The organism is Paramixta manurensis (genome assembly GCF_013285385.1).
Classification (GTDB): domain Bacteria; phylum Pseudomonadota; class Gammaproteobacteria; order Enterobacterales; family Enterobacteriaceae; genus Paramixta; species Paramixta manurensis.
Map to the genome: position 1 here is coordinate 2010441 of NZ_CP054212.1, position 16225 is coordinate 2026665.

Annotated in this window: 16 protein-coding genes, 2 pseudogenes and 1 CRISPR repeat array; of the genes and pseudogenes, 11 read left to right on the forward strand and 7 right to left on the reverse strand. The window is 51.3% G+C overall.

All coding sequences use genetic code 11. The features are described from left to right. Positions 1 to 168: 168 nt before the first annotated feature. On the forward strand, positions 169 to 564 hold the full coding sequence (locus tag PMPD1_RS09835; protein ID WP_354292842.1) for a type IV secretion protein Rhs: 396 nt from the start codon (positions 169 to 171) through the stop codon (positions 562 to 564). 7 nt (positions 565 to 571) lie between these two features. Continuing rightward, the gene (locus PMPD1_RS09840) at positions 572 to 979 is read left to right on the forward strand and encodes a putative T6SS immunity periplasmic lipoprotein (RefSeq protein WP_173633865.1); all 408 of its coding nucleotides are present in this window, start codon (positions 572 to 574) and stop codon (positions 977 to 979) included. 455 nt (positions 980 to 1434) lie between these two features. Here the strand turns inward: PMPD1_RS09840 and PMPD1_RS09845 are convergent, their stop codons facing one another. The 3 genes and pseudogenes from PMPD1_RS09845 to PMPD1_RS22880 form a co-directional block, all read right to left on the reverse strand. Next, entirely contained in the window at positions 1435 to 1908 is a 474-nt protein-coding gene (locus PMPD1_RS09845; RefSeq protein WP_173633866.1) for a DUF943 family protein, read from the reverse strand. Beyond that, positions 1909 to 2013 (reverse strand): annotated as a pseudogene (locus PMPD1_RS22875) (DUF3289 family protein); the annotation flags it as partial. Positions 2014 to 2070: 57 nt separating this feature from the next. Next, a pseudogene (locus PMPD1_RS22880) lies at positions 2071 to 2247 on the reverse strand (DUF3289 family protein); the annotation flags it as partial. Positions 2248 to 2608: 361 nt separating this feature from the next. Then, positions 2609 to 2936: a CRISPR direct-repeat array (repeat unit 28 nt). Positions 2937 to 4088: 1152 nt separating this feature from the next. On the opposite strand from PMPD1_RS22880, the gene PMPD1_RS09855 reads away from it, so the two are divergent. After that, a complete protein-coding gene (locus PMPD1_RS09855) occupies positions 4089 to 4769 on the forward strand; it encodes a GntR family transcriptional regulator (RefSeq protein ID WP_173633868.1) in 681 nt (226 codons plus the stop codon). Here the strand turns inward: PMPD1_RS09855 and PMPD1_RS09860 are convergent. Continuing rightward, positions 4736 to 6232: an amidase gene (locus PMPD1_RS09860; RefSeq protein ID WP_173633869.1), complete on the reverse strand. Its 1497-nt coding sequence runs from the start codon at positions 6230 to 6232 to the stop codon at positions 4736 to 4738. The genes PMPD1_RS09855 and PMPD1_RS09860 overlap by 34 nt on opposite strands. Positions 6233 to 6345: 113 nt before the next feature. Here PMPD1_RS09860 and PMPD1_RS09865 point away from each other — a divergent pair, with 113 nt between their 5' ends. From PMPD1_RS09865 to PMPD1_RS09900, 8 genes are all read left to right on the forward strand, one after another. Further along, a complete protein-coding gene (locus PMPD1_RS09865; RefSeq protein WP_173633870.1) occupies positions 6346 to 7308 on the forward strand; it encodes an ABC transporter substrate-binding protein in 963 nt (320 codons plus the stop codon). 9 nt (positions 7309 to 7317) lie between these two features. Next, positions 7318 to 8139: an ABC transporter permease gene (locus tag PMPD1_RS09870; RefSeq protein ID WP_354292844.1), complete on the forward strand. Its 822-nt coding sequence runs from the start codon at positions 7318 to 7320 to the stop codon at positions 8137 to 8139. Next, complete coding sequence (locus tag PMPD1_RS09875; RefSeq protein WP_173633871.1) at positions 8136 to 8912, forward strand: ABC transporter ATP-binding protein; 777 nt, start codon at positions 8136 to 8138, stop codon at positions 8910 to 8912. Before PMPD1_RS09870 ends, PMPD1_RS09875 begins: the two co-directional genes overlap by 4 nt. A 52-nt stretch (positions 8913 to 8964) precedes the next feature. Further along, on the forward strand, positions 8965 to 9852 hold the full coding sequence (locus PMPD1_RS09880) for an ABC transporter substrate-binding protein (RefSeq protein ID WP_173633872.1): 888 nt from the start codon (positions 8965 to 8967) through the stop codon (positions 9850 to 9852). A gap of 3 nt (positions 9853 to 9855) precedes the next feature. Next, the gene (locus PMPD1_RS09885; RefSeq protein ID WP_173633873.1) at positions 9856 to 10992 is read left to right on the forward strand and encodes an LLM class flavin-dependent oxidoreductase; all 1137 of its coding nucleotides are present in this window, start codon (positions 9856 to 9858) and stop codon (positions 10990 to 10992) included. A gap of 163 nt (positions 10993 to 11155) precedes the next feature. Beyond that, positions 11156 to 12424, forward strand: a complete 1269-nt coding sequence (locus PMPD1_RS09890; protein ID WP_173633874.1) for an OprD family outer membrane porin — start codon at positions 11156 to 11158, stop codon at positions 12422 to 12424. Positions 12425 to 12680: 256 nt separating this feature from the next. Then, complete coding sequence (locus tag PMPD1_RS09895) at positions 12681 to 12926, forward strand: type II toxin-antitoxin system CcdA family antitoxin (protein ID WP_173633875.1); 246 nt, start codon at positions 12681 to 12683, stop codon at positions 12924 to 12926. Beyond that, complete coding sequence (locus tag PMPD1_RS09900) at positions 12926 to 13243, forward strand: CcdB family protein (RefSeq protein WP_173633876.1); 318 nt, start codon at positions 12926 to 12928, stop codon at positions 13241 to 13243. The genes PMPD1_RS09895 and PMPD1_RS09900 overlap by 1 nt, the downstream gene beginning before the upstream one ends. 615 nt (positions 13244 to 13858) lie before the next feature. Here the strand turns inward: PMPD1_RS09900 and PMPD1_RS09905 are convergent. The 3 genes from PMPD1_RS09905 to PMPD1_RS09915 are packed head-to-tail and all read right to left on the reverse strand — an operon-like array spanning position 13859 to position 16223. Next, complete coding sequence (locus PMPD1_RS09905; RefSeq protein WP_173633877.1) at positions 13859 to 14626, reverse strand: ABC transporter ATP-binding protein; 768 nt, start codon at positions 14624 to 14626, stop codon at positions 13859 to 13861. Beyond that, positions 14611 to 15390, reverse strand: a complete 780-nt coding sequence (locus PMPD1_RS09910) for an ABC transporter permease (RefSeq protein WP_173633878.1) — start codon at positions 15388 to 15390, stop codon at positions 14611 to 14613. Before PMPD1_RS09910 ends, PMPD1_RS09905 begins: the two co-directional genes overlap by 16 nt. After that, complete coding sequence (locus PMPD1_RS09915) at positions 15387 to 16223, reverse strand: ABC transporter permease (RefSeq protein ID WP_173633879.1); 837 nt, start codon at positions 16221 to 16223, stop codon at positions 15387 to 15389. The genes PMPD1_RS09910 and PMPD1_RS09915 overlap by 4 nt, the downstream gene beginning before the upstream one ends. Between the last annotated feature and the right edge of the window lie 2 nt (positions 16224 to 16225).

Consider the following 16225-nt stretch of genomic DNA (forward strand, 5'->3'; position numbering starts at 1 on the left):
ATAAACGATAAAAAAAGCAATGTGACTGGAGAAGGGAGGTTGCGTCTAATCACACTGAGCGAGATCGCGATGGCCCATGCGATTTTTGGTCATACGATTGCATATAACCGCGTCTGGATTCATTGTGGAAGTTATCTCCCTGCAGGACTGTAAAGTGAAGGTGTTGCTATGTCCCCGAATGGAGAGATTTATTTCCGAAAAGAGCTTTATAGAAGTGATTACTCTTCTCCAATTGTTGGCATAGCTTTACAGCACACATTTATCCATGAGTTGGCTCATGTTTGGCAGTCTCAGCAAGGGATGTGGGTTAGATCAAGAGGGTTATTTAGTTGGGCGGCTAATTACTCCTATATTCTTGATGAGAAAAAAAAGCTTACGGACTATTCACTTGAACAACAGGCACAAATCATTGCTGATTACTGGTTATTAATGAGATTTGGTTTTAATGAATGGAATTTTCAACGTATCCCTGGTAGATTAGTTACGTTTCGTAAAATTATTGATCGGCAACAGATTTTGCCTCTTTATCAAAGTACATTATCTGGTTTCATGCCAATTAGGTGAATGCGTCATGAAATATTTTTCACTTTTTACTGTTTTATTCCTGTTCGCATGTAAAGCCAGCGATCCACGGCCGAAAGTGTATTCTGCGGAGGTTACGGTAAGAGAAGGAGATGTTTGTGTGTTAGCGCCAGCCACTCACGGTGAGTTTCTTTCCTCGCTGGAGATCGATGGGACCGGGGACGTGAAGCGCCTAAGAAAATATTTTTCTGGTAATCCTGACACTATTTATCTCTTAAACCGACAGTGCGTGCCCCTGTTTGGTTATCGTTTTAGGCAAGGTCATTCTTACGGTGTTTCAGTGCTACTCGAAACGCTGGAAGGCCAGAAAAAGGGTGAGGCAGGCCGTATTTTTACCGTCTCTTTTGCTGTTAGCGGTGATAGAGATAGCCAATTACGCGTCAGTAAAATTCAGTAGTGGCGTGATAAAGTTGCAGGATTTTTTCTGTTGTTACCTTATTTTCGTGAGGGCGGCGCATGCGTCGTCTTTTTGCCAGGTAAACAAACCGGTTTAAACCCTTTTTTTGATTATATAGTTAACTTATTGATTTTATATGATCTATTTCGTGGGAAAATAAAAAGGGTTTTGAGGAAAAAATAATGCTTTTCTCTGGCAGAACAAGGATATAGGCTGTTTGGGCTAGTGTTCACTGCCGTACAGGCAGCTTAGAAAGCGGCGGCGGAATATCAGGAAACGCTGGATAAGTTCACTGCCGTACAGGCAGCTTAGAAAGAGATAGAAATATCCCTGGTTGATATAAAATGGTTCACTGCCGTACAGGCAGCTTAGAAACGCGAGTGTGCAGCTCCGGGTGTCGTGGCGAAGTTCACTGCCGTACAGGCAGTTTATAAAACTCAATGCCTTAAGAGATATTATTTCTCTTGCTTAACTTTTCCACTACTACTTATTGTATATATTTTCTTTGTGGTTATTGTTATAGGGCCATTGAGTCCTTTTTCTACTGTCATTATTCTGTCTTTATCAATACAGTTAGGGCCATTTTTGATGTCACTAAAACATTTTAGATCAGATGTTTGTGTACTTAGTCTTATATCTTCTTGTGAGATATTTTTATAACCATCACCGAAAGACCAGAATGTTATTGCAAACCGACCCTTGTCGTCTTTGTGAGGAATATGATATTTATTTTCTATATCGCTTTGATTGTCCAGCCACCATTTTATTTTCCCGCTATCAGTAATGGGGAAGTTTTTAACAACAATATCACTAAAGATACTATCTTGATGAACAGATATTATTTTTGCGGGCAGGCTTATCCTGTATATTGCTGATAAAGCAACAATGACGATTAAAGTAAAGGTGAGCTTTTTCTTTGTAATTCTCATTTACTTTTCTCCTGATATAGTTATGCTTGCCTGCATGTTTGTAAAAAACGGCTTAAACCCTAAATTATCCCAGCGTTGCAAGACGAACCATATTCGAAAAGCTCTTAAATAGAGAAGCTTCGCGATCTCTGGTTTTTTTGGCCGCGACCTGTTGAACGCACTGAATATCGACACTTCCTCACAGGTCCAGGGGTTAACGACATCGGACACGTCATCAAGATCAAACTCCTTTCTGAGTTGCCTCTCTGTAAGGTCGCCATACTTCATGTCGTCGGCGCTGTGATCGTTAAACCTGTGCTGTGTCTGATAAATAGTGCATGGAAGCTGCAACGCTGGCATAAAAATTTCCTTATTGTAATAGCTCAGCCTGTGGGTCCAGATGTTGCTTATAGGTCCGTATCATAACTTGTACTAATTGATTCATAGCCTTGTGTATTTATCCACGCTGTATGAATATCAGGATGATGCGCCAGGCCGGAGGTTTCCATGCCAGACTCAGCCGCCTCAATAGCACATGAATTTAGTAACGGTGAGAATTTGGATTCCGAGGCTATATGTCATATTGGCTGAACCCTTTTTGGGGTTATAAAACTAACTTATTGATTTTATGTGATCTATTTTGAGAGCAGATAAAAAGGGTTTTGAGGAAGAAATAATGCTTTTCTCTGGCAGAACAAGGACATAGGCTCTTTGGACTAGTGTTAACTACCGTGCAGGCAGCTTAGAAAAGCGGGTGATCTGCGATTTGTCCACCCAACCGTTCACTGCCGTGCAGGCAGCTTAGAAAGGGGTAAGCGTTTTTTGGGATGACGGGGTTTTGTTCACTGCCGTGCAGGCAGCTTAGAAATTTGTAGATGTCGTAAGTGCCGGTGCGCATTAGTTCACTGCCGTGCAGGCAGCTTAGAAATACACGGCCACGCTTGATACGATTTACGGAGAGTTCACTGCCGCACAGGCAGCTTAGAAACGGCGACGATCGAGGCCAGCGAATTCTTGCAAGTTCACTGCCGTACAGGTAGCTCAGAAATCTGCTGGCGTGAAGTCGTAGGGCAGAGGATGATTATCCGAGTAAGGCCTGGTCAATCAGGGCTTTTAGGCAAAACTCTGTAAATCACGTACACCGCAAGTAATGTCAGTGCGATATAGATAATTCTTTCATGCCACGTTTCGAAATGAAAAAACCAGTAGGCACAAAGGAAAATTAAAATCCCTCCCAGTAATGCGCCCAGATAGTGAACGACTGAAAAAATTATTTTTTTTAGTGACCCGTTTTGGATGTCATTTCTTTTTGAGTTCATTTTCCACCGCATCAAGAATCTGGTTAAAAGCTGGGGTTCCATGCACCCACATGATATGAAGAGCTTCAACGAATGGCTGCAATGCTGGTTCTACGAAAAAATAAAGGAAATCATAATTATGTGGACGGAGGGAATTGTAAACTTCCGGCGCGTAGGTTTGCAGTCTTTTAGGAGCCCTTAACCTTGCTCAACAGCGAAGGAAATCAGCGAGGCATTATCATAACTTGTCCTAATTGATTCATAGCCTTGTGTATTTATCCACACTGTATGAATATCAGGACGATGCGCCAGGCCGGAGGTATCCATGCCAGGCTCAGCCGCCGCAAGGGTATATAAATTTAGCAACGGTGAGAATTTGGATTCCGAGGCTATATGTCATATTGGCTGAACCCTTTTTGGGGTTATAAAACTAACTTATTGATTTTATGTGATCTATTTTGAGAGCAGATAAAAAGGGTTTTGAGGAAGAAATAATGCTTTTCTCTGGCAGAACAAGGATATAGTCTCTTTGGACTAGTGTTCACTGCCGTGCAGGCAGCTTAGAAAATGCTGCCCGCGCATGAACCACGTTGGTGCAGTTCACTGCCGTGCAGGCAGCTTAGAAATTATAGCTTGCCTCGCCGATGGTTCCCTTCTCGTTCACTGCCGTGCAGGCAGCTTAGAAATAAAGATCTGCGCGATAAGGAAGAAGTCACAGGTTCACTGCCGTGCAGGCAGCTTAGAAAGCACTGTGGGAGCAGGCGCTGGATGACATTGCGTTCACTGCCGTGCAGGCAGCATCTCGTCAACGGCGAACCGCTTAGCTGGCGGGGATCGATCCGATACCGTAATATATTGACACTCCACGTTGGAATCTTACGGTACAGGCAGTAGGGATAAAACATGATTGATCAGGTTCGTACTTTTCTAACGAAAAGTGAGCTGGCTTACCAAACACTGCTTAGCGCAATTCAAAGCGGAGAACTGAAAGCAGGTCAAAAGGTAACGCTCAATGAGTTGGCCGATCGGTTAGGTATGAGTCTGACACCGGTGCGGGATGCGTTTACGCTATTGGCCGAACAGGGGTTTATTATCCGCAAACCGCACTATGCGGCGGTCATCGCCGAAAAAAAACTCAGCCGCACAGATGAGGTATCGTTATTACGCGCCATCCTTGAGCCCGAAACCGCACGCCTCGCCGCCATGCACGCCAATAAAGCGCAGATTGATGAGATTGCCGACGCGTATAACGCTTCGCTTGAAGCGGTAAAAAACCAAAACGCGCGCGAACTCAGCCGACTCAATGAACTGTTTCATCTAAAAATAGCGGAAGCCAGCGGCTCTACGTTATTGGCCGAATTTATTACCAGTTTATGGAAAGCGCTGCCGGTTCAGGGCATGACCCTGAATGGCGATACGGTGGCGACCCTTAAATCACACGCCGATATTTTAACCGCCATCAGCGAAGGCAACCCGGACGAAGCCCGCGCGCTAATGGCCGGGCATGTTGGCCACGCCGCCGATCGCGGACGCGCCTATCTCGACAGCCTTCAGTCATCAGCGCCGGAAGATAAACCGGACTGAGCGGCGTCAAGCGGAGGTGGCGCGAAGCGATAGTGGTGGTGTTCCAGTATTTCCGCCAAAGCGATACAAGCACGATCGGCCCCTGAACGGCCAATAATTTGTGCGCCAACGGGCAGACCCGTTGCGGTGCGCATCAATGGCACGGTAGTCGCAGGTAATCCGCAGGCGGAAGCCAATCCCAGCCAAAAATAGTCATTCGCCGAGGGCAAAGTACGTCCATCCACCGTTAAGTAGCGATCCTCTTTCGGTAGATTATTAAATAGCGGAAAGGCAGCCGTGCTGGCGACCGGGCACAACAAAAAATCCACTTGATCAAAGAACGCTTGCCAGGCAGCCATTAGCCGATAACGTTGCTGGTTCAACGCCAGCCACTGACGATGACTAAGCACATTACCACGCAGCAACAGCGCGCGATAACTGGCATCATCATCTACCAGATTGTCTCTAAGCTGCTGATGACGGCTAAAGGCTTCGTCGCTCTGTCGGCCACTGGTCGCCGCACGCAACAGCTGAACATAAACCTCATAGCTCTCACGGCTGGAGAAAGCGGGTCGTACGGTATCAACCACTTCAATGCCAGCCCGGCGTAACGATTCGCCAGCCTGTTCCAGCGCCAGACGAATCTCACTGCTCACCGGGAAGTGAGGATCATCATTCCAAAGGGCCACCCGGAAATGTGTACCATGGCGCGGACGCGCATCGTCAAGGATCGCCTGCATACGCGGCCAACTGTGGGGATCGGGCTGCGCCAACAGATCAAGCGCTAGTCGTAAATCGCCCGCGCTACGGCTCAGCGGCCCAAAGACGCTAATATCCGCAGGGGCAACATGGCCCGGCTGTGCATGACCACGACCGGGTATCACACCGTAACCCGGTTTGTGCCCCCACACGCCGCAGTAATGGGCCGGCATCCTAATCGACCCGCCGATATCACTGCCAATTTCCAGTGCGGAAAAGCCACAGGCTAGCGCCGCCGCTGAACCACCGGACGAACCGCCCGGCGTGCGCTGGTTATCCCACGGGTTAAGCGTGGCGCCATAGTCGGGGTGACACGTTTGCCAATCGGCAAGGTTAGGAGGGACGTTGGTTTTACCCAACAAAATAGCCCCGGCCTGTTTCAGGCGCGTAACCGCCAGCGCATCGTTACCGGCAATATTATCCCGTAGATGCGGCAGGCCAAAGGTCGAAGGCAAACCAGCAACATCCCACGACTCTTTTACCGTTATCGGCACACCATGCAGCGGGCCGAGCGCCTGACCGGTTTCCTGTGCTTTATCCGCCAGCCAGGCCTGCTCCAGCGCCTGCTCAGCCAATAAAATGACCACCGCATTTATATGTGGGTTATGGCGCGCAATTTGTTCCAGATGCGCCTCTACCAGTTGAACCGCGCTGATTTCCCGACGCTGAATGCGCGCCGCCTGCTGAAAAGCAGGGTCGAACAGTGAGAAAGAAGGGCTTATCACATCATCACCTATGGTTATGCGAAAAGGTTCGAAAGTGAACAGTTGTTTTCGCGACGTTTTTCTTCATATTAATGCCAAATATATTTTATAAAATATTAAAGGTAACTAAAGATATGCAGACAACAGCTATGCGCGGACGCGGCATTGTTGCCGTATTACTGTTGGGGTTAAGCGCATTTTCTCTCCAGGCGAAAACCACACTCACCCTTGGCGCGGCGCAAAACTCGCTGGGTTCTTTACCGCTGGTGATTGCGCAGCAAAAAGGTTTTTTCGCCGATGAAGGACTGCAGGTCGATACCGTATCGTTTAAAGGTGGCGCCCCGGCGGTGCAGGCATTAGCCGGTGGTAGCGTGGCGGCTTGCATTTGCGCCGCCGACCATGCGGTACGCTTACAAAACCGCCATCTCGGCGGGCGGGTACTGGTGGCGTTGACCGAGCACCATGGCTACGGGTTGGTTGCGTTAGCCAATAATCCTGCCGCTCAGTTGAGCGATTTACGCGGTAAAAATGTTGGCATCACCTCACCCGGTAGCCTGACGGATAACACGCTGCGCTACTACATCAGCGAAAAAGGATTGAACGCCGAGCGGGATTTCCGTTTGGTCGGCATTGGTACCGGCGGCCCGATGCGTGCGGCAATCGAGAGCGGAGCGGTGCAGGCGGGAATGTTAACCACGCCGGATGTGCAGGCGGCGCTGGCCGACCCGCGCTTCAAATTGATTCAGGATTTCCGCACCTTACAGTATCCGGCGCTGGACCTGGTGGTGGTTGATCGTTGGTTAAACGCTCACCGTGATGAGGCGCAGCGCCTGACGAGAGCGGTTATCAAGGCAGAGCAGGTGATTCAAACCGATCCGGTCGCGGTACAGGCGGGCGTCGATAAGATGTATCCCCGCCTGTCGCCAGCGTTACGTAAGGTACTGGCGGAAGAAGCGCCGAAATTGTTATCACACGACGGAAAAATGGCGCCGCAAGGCTACCAGTTGATGGTGAAAATGCTCAAGGTAGCCGATCCGACGCTCAGCGCGCCCGACTATAGCGCTATTACGGTGCCCGATCTGTTAAGCAAAGGGTAAGGAGTCGGCGTGAGTAATTTGTTTACTTCTTCTCAACTTCAGCCCAAGCGGCAGGCGGATAACGCGCTGCGGAAAAATGCCGCTACGTCGCGCCGAATCTTCAGCCAGCAAGTCCTGTTTATCTTGGTTTTATTGTTAGTGTGGCAGGCGGCAGGGAGCTGGTTTATCGATCCGTTCTGGGTGAGCCGCCCCGGCGATATTGCGTTGCGACTCTGGCAATTAACCTTAAACGGCGATCTGTGGCGCCATACCGCAACCACCCTGAGTGAAGCCGGCTCCGGGCTGATTCTGGGGGCGGTAGTGGGTATTGCGCTAGGGCTGGGATTGGCGCGTTTCCGGGCTATCGCTAATGTGGTGGAGCCGTTACTGATGGGGCTATATAGCCTGCCGCGCGTTGCGCTGGCACCGTTATTTGTTCTGTGGTTTGGCATCGGCCTGTCGGCCAAAGTGATGATGTCCTTCTCGATGGTGCTGTTTGTTTTCATGTTAAACGTGCTGGAAGGAGTACGTTCACTTGACCGCGACCATATTGATTTGATGCGCACTATGCGTGCCAGCCCTCGTTATATTCTGCGTCGGATCATGCTACCGGCCATTCTGCCGTGGATTGCGGCGGCGGTGCGTATCGCCGTGGGTCTGGCGCTGATTGGTGCGGTGGTCGGCGAATTGATCGGTTCCAGCGAGGGGGTCGGTTGGTATATCGAAAACGCCGCAGGTCAACTCGATTCTACCGGGGTGTTTACCGGCATCATTATTCTGTTGGTGCTGGCAATGATCGCCAATTCGCTAATCGGCCGGGTCTTCCGGCGCATGACGGAGTGGCGCCAATGACTGCCAAAATAGACATCAGACAATTGTCGGTACAGTTTTCTGGCAGCAGCGGGACGGTGAATGCCATCGACCGCCTCTCTCTCAGCGTCGCGCCCGGCGAGTTTGTCGCTATTGTTGGCCCCTCTGGCTGCGGTAAATCGACCTTGTTACGGGTGATCGCCGGGCTGGTGGAGGCCGCTTCCGGACAGGTGCGTATTGATGGCGAACCGGTGAGCGAGCCACCGCCGGGAGTCGGCTTTATGTTTCAGCGCGACACGTTGCTACCTTGGGCGACGGTTGCGGCAAACATCCGGGTTGGCTGTGAACTCTCTACATTGGCGCCCGCCGACTATGCACGGCGCGTGGCTGAGCTCATTGAGCTGGTTAAATTAAACGGTTTCGAAGCGCACTATCCTGGCGCACTCTCCGGCGGGATGCGTCAGCGCGTCTCTCTTGCCAGGTTACTGGCCTATGAACCGGAGCTGTATCTGATGGATGAGCCGTTCGGCGCGCTGGATTATCAGACAAAAATCATGATGGGTCGGGAACTGCTGCGGATCTGGGAAAGCCGTAAACGCAGCATTGTGTTTGTCACGCACGATATTGAAGAGGCGGTGGCGTTGGCCGACCGGGTGATCGTGATGAGCCCGCGACCAGGACGCATCGTCCAGGATTATCGTATTGACTTGCCCCGGCCGAGAGAGCCGCGCGCGCTACGCGGTAACCCGGAATTTTCCAGACTGTGCGGCATGATCTGGGCCGACCTCGCGCAAGCGAGCGGCGAGACCCTTTGATAGCCCACGGCGCATTACAGTAGGTCGCAGTATAAAAATAAGGAACAACGTGATGAAGATTCGCATCGGTGCCCATCCCTCTAATTTGACGTTAACCGCGCTGACCCACTATCAGCCGTTGCAGCAGTTGCTGCTTGACGCCGGTTTTGAGCCCGAATTTTTATGGTATCCCGAAGGTAAAATGATGCACCAACTGGCCGTTAGCGGCAAAGTGAACGTGATTGGCACTGGCACCACGCGCGCGGTGGTGGCGCAGGCAGAACAAGTTCAGTTGGCCTATATTGGCGCCTCGCGCCCGCGGCGAAGCTGGTCGGCGATTTTGGTAACGGAAAACGCGCCGATTCGCCGTGCCGAGGATCTGGCCGGTAAACGTATTGGCTTTATCGAAGGCTCTTTTCAAACTTACTTTCTGCTGGCGACGCTTGAACAGGTAGGGCTGAAATATGCCGATATTGTGCCGGTAAATTTATTGCCCGGCGCTTCGCTGGCTGCTTTACAGGCCGGAGAGGTGGATGCGTGGATCGCGATGGACCCTTACCTCAGCGCGGCGTTGGCGGGCGGAGGCTTGCGCAAAATACAGGATTGTGGCGATGTGATTGCCAACCGCTCGGTTTTTTGGGTCTTACCGGAAGTTGTCGCCGCCGGAGAAGGCAAAGTTCGTGCGCTGTTCGACGCGTTGGTTGCGACCGATGCGTGGATTGGTGCGCATTTAACCGAAGCGGGCGAGCTTTTTGCGCGAGTGATTGCCAATGGGTTGACGCCGGAAGAGTGGACGCGTGGGCTACACGGGCGTGAATGGGGGATTTCCGCACCCGATGAGCAACTGTTCGCCGAGCAGCAGGCGGAAGGGGATTTGTTGTTCCGCCACGGCCTGCTGGCGCACAAAATTGATATTAATGCGACGCGTTTACCGTTTCAGCTTGATGCGGTGGAGGTATAACGAATGGGCCAACAGGTCGAATTCTTCTGGCGCATCCCGACTCATGGTGATGGGCGGTCTGTCTCATCTAAGGCCTGGAATCGAGGCGACTGGAAAACCGCGACATCGCACTCTATCGCGCCGGGCAACGGCGATAGTTGGGGGTATATCGATTATATGGCGATGGTAGCGAAAGCGTGTGAAGTCGCCGGTTTCGATGGCGCGCTGGTGCCGACTTCACTGCCGAGCGACGAACCTTTGATGGTTGCGGCGGCGCTGGCACGGGAAACCCGCACGTTACGTTTTATGACGGCCTTTCAGCCTGGTTTTATTACTCCCGCCTATGCCGCGAAAATGGGCGCAACGCTGCAACGTATCAGCGGCAATCGCCTGGAATGGAATGTGATCACCGGCGGCAGCGCTCCGGCGCAGCGCGCCTACGGTGATTTTTTACCGCATGATGATCGTTATGGACGTACTGGCGAATGGCTGGAGGTGATTGAAGGATTGTGGCGCGGTTCGCCTTTTGATCATCAGGGAGAGCGTTTTCAACTGGAGGGCGGTGGGTTATCCACGCCACTACTCCATACCCGTAAGCCGGGCGTCTATTTTTCCGGCTCTTCAGAGGCCGCGTTAGCCGTTGCGGCGCGTCATGCCGACTTTTACCTGATGTGGCTGGAGCCGCTGGCGGATATGCAGGCGATGATGCAGCGGCTGAACCAGATGGCACAGGCGCAGGGACGCCAGCTTAAATATGGCCTACGGGTGGATATTTTTGCGCGTGAAACGGAAGCCGAGGCGTGGGATGAAGCTCGGCGGCTATGGGATAAACATGATTTCAGCGCTCCGCGTAAAGCCAATCCGATGACCAGCGTCGGCGGCGGCGATTCGGTTGGAGCACAACGTCAGGCGGCGTTGCGGCAAGAAAAAAGTGAAAATTTCGCTGACTATATTATCGGGCCAAATTTATGGTCGGGGCTTGGATTAGTCAGGCCAGGCCCAACCATCGGTATCGTCGGTAGCTATCAACAGGTGGCAGACCGCCTAACCGAGTATGTGCGCGCCGGATTTTCTAACTTTATTCTTGCCGCCAACCCACACCTTGAAGAAGCAATACGGATAGGTGAAGAGGTTCTACCGCGTATACGCGAACAGCTTTAATGTTTTTATCCAGCGTGAATTAATTGCCATCACCGGCCGCCATGAAAGAGTATTTCAGGGTGGCCGGATAATAGTCGTTATTATTATAACAATACAGAACAGTCCAGCATTGTTTCGTCAAGCAACTTGACGATTTATATTATTTCGCCAATACGGGGATAAAATGAAAAACCGGGTAAATATAACGCTGGCAATAGCGATGCTATTACCGGCAGGGGCTTTTGCGTCCGCCATATCGGAAAGTCACGTGTGTGATTCTCAGCAGCAACAGGGGCGTTCATTATTCTCCGCGCTCGTTTGCGGTAACGTTAGCGGTAGCATAAGGACGCTTTATTACTCCACCCATAATGCTAACTTTGTCGCCGCACGGAATCAGGATACGGTAAGTTATGGTGGCTCAATTAAGTATGAAACCGGCGATTATTATGGTTTTAACGCCGGGGTCAGCGCTATTTTTTTACGTGGTATTGACCACCCGGATAGCGCACATACCCTGTCTTCTATTGGAGATAATCAAACTAATATTGGCGAAGCCTGGCTGCGTTGGCGCTATGATGCATTACGTATTACCGCTGGCGATCAGCGGGTTGATATGCCCTTTGTCTCCGATTATGACTGGCGTATAACGCCTGTCCTGTTTCGCGGTGTGGATGTGAACTATGGTGATAAAGAGAACTTCCTACATGCCAGTCGACTTTGGCGCTATAAGCCTTGGGGAAGCGATCAATTTCAGGCCACCAGCGCCTATACCAACGTGAAGCAAACCACCGATGGTATGTGGGCCGCGGGTGCAGGGCGCGCGTTGCGCATGATGGATAAAAAACTATCCGGCCAAGTGTGGTATGAAAATTATCAAGATTATTCCAGAGTGTTGTATACCGAAGGACATCTACGTTGGCAGGATAATAACTGGCAGCCGGATATTGGGTTACAGTTTATTCGGGGGACCAGCGAGGGACGTGCATTGGCAGGTGAGGTGAATAATACCTCCTATGGTGTTCAATTCGCTGCCTCGCTGCTGCCGAAAGTGCGCTGGAATATTAATTATGATCATATTGTCGCGCACCCTTCCGCGTGGAATAACGGTGGCTTGGTGGTGCCTTATGCACACAGTACCTCGTCCGGGCCGTGGTTTGCGCAACCCTATTTTACCAGCACTGAAGATTTAGGGAGTGGCAATGCGTATTCCACCAATTTAATTTGGTCACTACGTCAGGCGTGGAAAGTCGGGACTCGTTACTCATTTATGGATCTAAAGCCGGATGCTGCTGAGCCGGGCATTAATCAATCGGAGTATATGGTTTTTTTTAGTTGGTTTGCTCCAGGTATATTGAAAGGTTTAAGCTTGAGCGATTATTCCGGGGTGCAGACCTCATCGCGCTATAAAAAGAACTTTTGGCAAAATAGGCTGACGTTAAAATATGATTTTTGAATCGGCCGATACGATATAACCAGCTGGTAAAAAAGTGCGAGGCTTGCCTCGCACCAGCAGAAAAGGGTGTTCACTGCCGTGCAGGCAGCTTAGAAAGGCTCATCGCGTCCGGAACAACCGAGTTTTACGTTCACTGCCGTATCCCTTCCGGCCCGGATTCGGTTTTACGGGTGGTTAACTGGAGCCGCCTCTGGCATTGGTTGCCCCACTTTTATGTGCTATAGTTATGCACATAAATTATGCGGAAGAGGTTATTATGAGAACTAACATAACCGAAAAAAAACGTAGCACAAACGTATACTTAAATGCAGGCCTGCTTGAGGAGGCCAAAGCGCTAGACTTGAACGTTTCCGCAATATCTAACCAGGCGCTGGAAGTGGCCGTCAGGGAACGCAAGCGTGAACGCTGGATCGAGGAAAATAGGGCTGGCATCGGGGCGTTAAACAGCTTTGTGGAAGAGGCCGGGCTTTTTTCTGACGATGAAAATTTCGGGGTGATTTAGTGAAACAGTTTGCAGTCTACAAAAATAAATCCCGGAACAGACAGGCGTACCCGTATTTTATTGATGTGCAGGCAGATATGCTTGCACATCTCAACACTCGTCTGGTAATGCCTTTAACACAGAGAACTGACTCTAATTCTCAAGTAAAAGCGTTAACGCCAGTTATTACGATTGAGCAGGTAGATTATGTTGTTCTGGCTACCATGATAACGACAACGGATGTAAAAAATCTGAAAGATGAAGATGCGGTTATGGATGCTTCACATTTACGAGATCAACTCGTTTCTGCGGTAGATATGATGATTCTGGGTATTTAAATGGGAGGTGAAACGCGTAAGTAGATTACTGAAAACTAGAAAGACGACATTCAATTTTTCTTTATTTTATTTCCCCTGCAGAACCTTTTTTATTCTCATTTGATACCAATTAAAGAACTGGTATTTCCCTCGTTACAGGCGGATGTGGTAATTTTTGGAATTTATTTCTTCCCTTTGTAGTTGTTGACGCTTTTGATTTTGGAAGATTCACTGCCGTACAGGCAGACTAACCAGACAAACTGAATTTGCGGACCGGGTGTTGACCTTCCAGAGGCATTAGCGACGCTGAGACAACGCCGGATTCCAGGACGAGGCGACACGACGTCGCCGAGAGGGCGTGCCGCGTCGGGAACGCGTCGCGACCGGTCCGTTGGAAAACGGCGATGGCGAAGGAACCCGCGTTGCGGGCGAAGCGCCTGCCGGAAGCGTGGATTGTTAAGGCCCGCGCTTACGGGCCTTAACTCGCTCACCCGAAGGGTGAGAGAAACCGCCTCTAACGGCGCTGATGTGAAGCAGATACTCTCACTCACTCGACCGAAGGGTAAGCAACCGCCTCTAACGTCGCCGATGTGAGGCAGACACTCTCACTCACCCGCCGGGAGGCGAGAACCCCCTTTACTCACCATCCAGGGCCCGCTGAATCTGCGCTTTAACCTCCACCAACCGGGAAGCGGTCAACTGACGTGGACGCGGCTCGATAATTTCAAATTGACTATGCAAACGCCCCGGACGCGGCTTCAACACCACTATCCGGTCGGAAAGATAGACAGCTTCCTCAATATCATGCGTAACCAACACCGTAGTAAGTTGCTGCTGCTGCCAAATCTGCAGCAACGCCTGCTGCAAATGACGACGAGTAAGCGAATCTAACGCGCCAAAGGGTTCGTCCAGTAACAGCACCGAGGGCTGCGGCGCGAGGCAACGCGCAATTGCCGCGCGTTGTGACATCCCGCCGGAAAGTTGATGAGGCCAGGCGCGTTCAAAGCCTTTTAGCCCAACTAACTCAATCAGCCGCGCCACCTGTTGGTGCTGTTCTGCCGCCTGACCGGGACGATTCTTCAGACTAAGCAAAATATTCTGCTCCACGGTCAGCCACGGCAGTAAACGGTGATCCTGAAAGACAATGCCGCGCGTCAACGAAGGCGTATGAATCAGGTAGCCTCCAACACGTAACTCCCCCTGGTCCGGATGATCAAGGCCCGCCAGCATACGCAATAGGGTCGATTTCCCGCAGCCGCTTGGGCCGATCAGGCTAACAAACTCGCCTTTACGCACTGTTAGAGAAACATTCTCCAGCGCCGGGAGCGCGGTACCATTGACCTGAAAACGGCGGGAAACATGGTTTATTTCGATCTCATCAGGATTTTTTAAGGCAATAGCCATGGGGTTGCTCTCCGGGAAAGTGCAGCAATAAAACGGTTTAACAACACACCGGCCAGCGCCAGCGCCAGGACACCGACGATCACTTTATCCATATCGCCATACATACGCGCGGCGGCGAGATAGATGCCTAAACCATTGCCAAAGCCGTTGACATAACCGGTACCCACCAGGTATTCCGTGCCGATAGTGCCCAGCCAGGCAATAGTAAAGGCCGTTTCAAAACCAGACATGATGGTTGGCAGTGCAGCGGGCAGGATAATGCGACGTAGCGTACTGAACCGACCCAATTCCAACAGAAGCCCCACCTCGCGCCACGCTTCGGGTACTTTTGCACAGCCTTCACGCGTGCTAAGCAACATCGGAAAAAACGCGCCGAGCGCGATTTCGGTAATTTTTAACCCTTCGCCGGTTCCAACCCAGGCGCTAAGTAACGGTATCCAGGCGAACAGGGCGATTTGCTGCGCGCCATTAAAGGTAGGGGAAAACAGACGATGCGCCAGGCGACAAGTTCCAAGGATGATGCCTAACACCGCGCCTGATAGCGCGCCAAGCAGTAAGCCACCGAAGGCGCGAACCACCGTCGCGGCCAGCGCGGCAGGCAACGAACCATCGCTAACCGCGTGCCATAAGGTATGCCAAACCACCGCCGGAGGAACCAAAATGGCGCGATTGCTGGCGGAGTAGTGGCTGGTGGTTGCCCACAGCGCTAATAAGAGCGCCGGTAATACCCACGCCCGCCAGCGGCGAGTTTTGAAGACTCTCATGATTGAGTTTCTCCGTTCCAGTGTATCAGGCGACGCTCAAGGCGCAATGCCAGGTAGTCAATCAACCAACCGATTAAACCAATCACCAGCATGGTGATAAACACCACATCCAACTGAAACGCTTTGCGGCCCCAGGTCATCAAGTAGCCAATACCGGCGGCCGAAGCAATCATTTCCACCAGAATCAACGCCTTCCAGCCTTTGCTCAATGCGAGGCGTGCAGCAGTAAACAGGGCAGGCGCCAGCGCCGGAAAATAGATGATGCGTAGCCGCTGCCAGAAGGTTAACTCCAGTACGCGTGCGACATCACGGTACTTTTGCGGCATCGTGCGGGCGGCGTTATAACTGCCGATCATCAACGGCAAAAAACAGGTTTTTGCGATCAGAATAAATTTTAGCGTTTCACCAATACCGAAAATCAGCATAAAAAAGGGTAGCCAGCCTAGCGACGGAACCAGACAAACCGCCCTTACCGTTGGGCCAATCCACTCATCTGCACGGCGCGATAGAGCGAACAATAAACCGGCGGCCATGCCGAGGCTGGCGCCGCTGACAAAACCAACGGCCAGCCGCAGTAAGCTAATACTTAACGCATCACTCAACTCACCATCACGCAATAAATCGATACCGGTTTGTAAGGTATACAGTGGCGCGGGTAGGATTTGCGGCGGCATCCACTCCCGGCTGGCCGCCACCTGCCACAGCGTGAGCAACAAAGCAGGAAACAGCAGGGCGGTGAGCGTGGGGAGCGCATAACGGGAAACCCAACCCCGTTGCGCGAAGCGCGGGCGGCGAAACTGTTTAGCGCGTGCCGGTAGAGCAACAATAGACATCG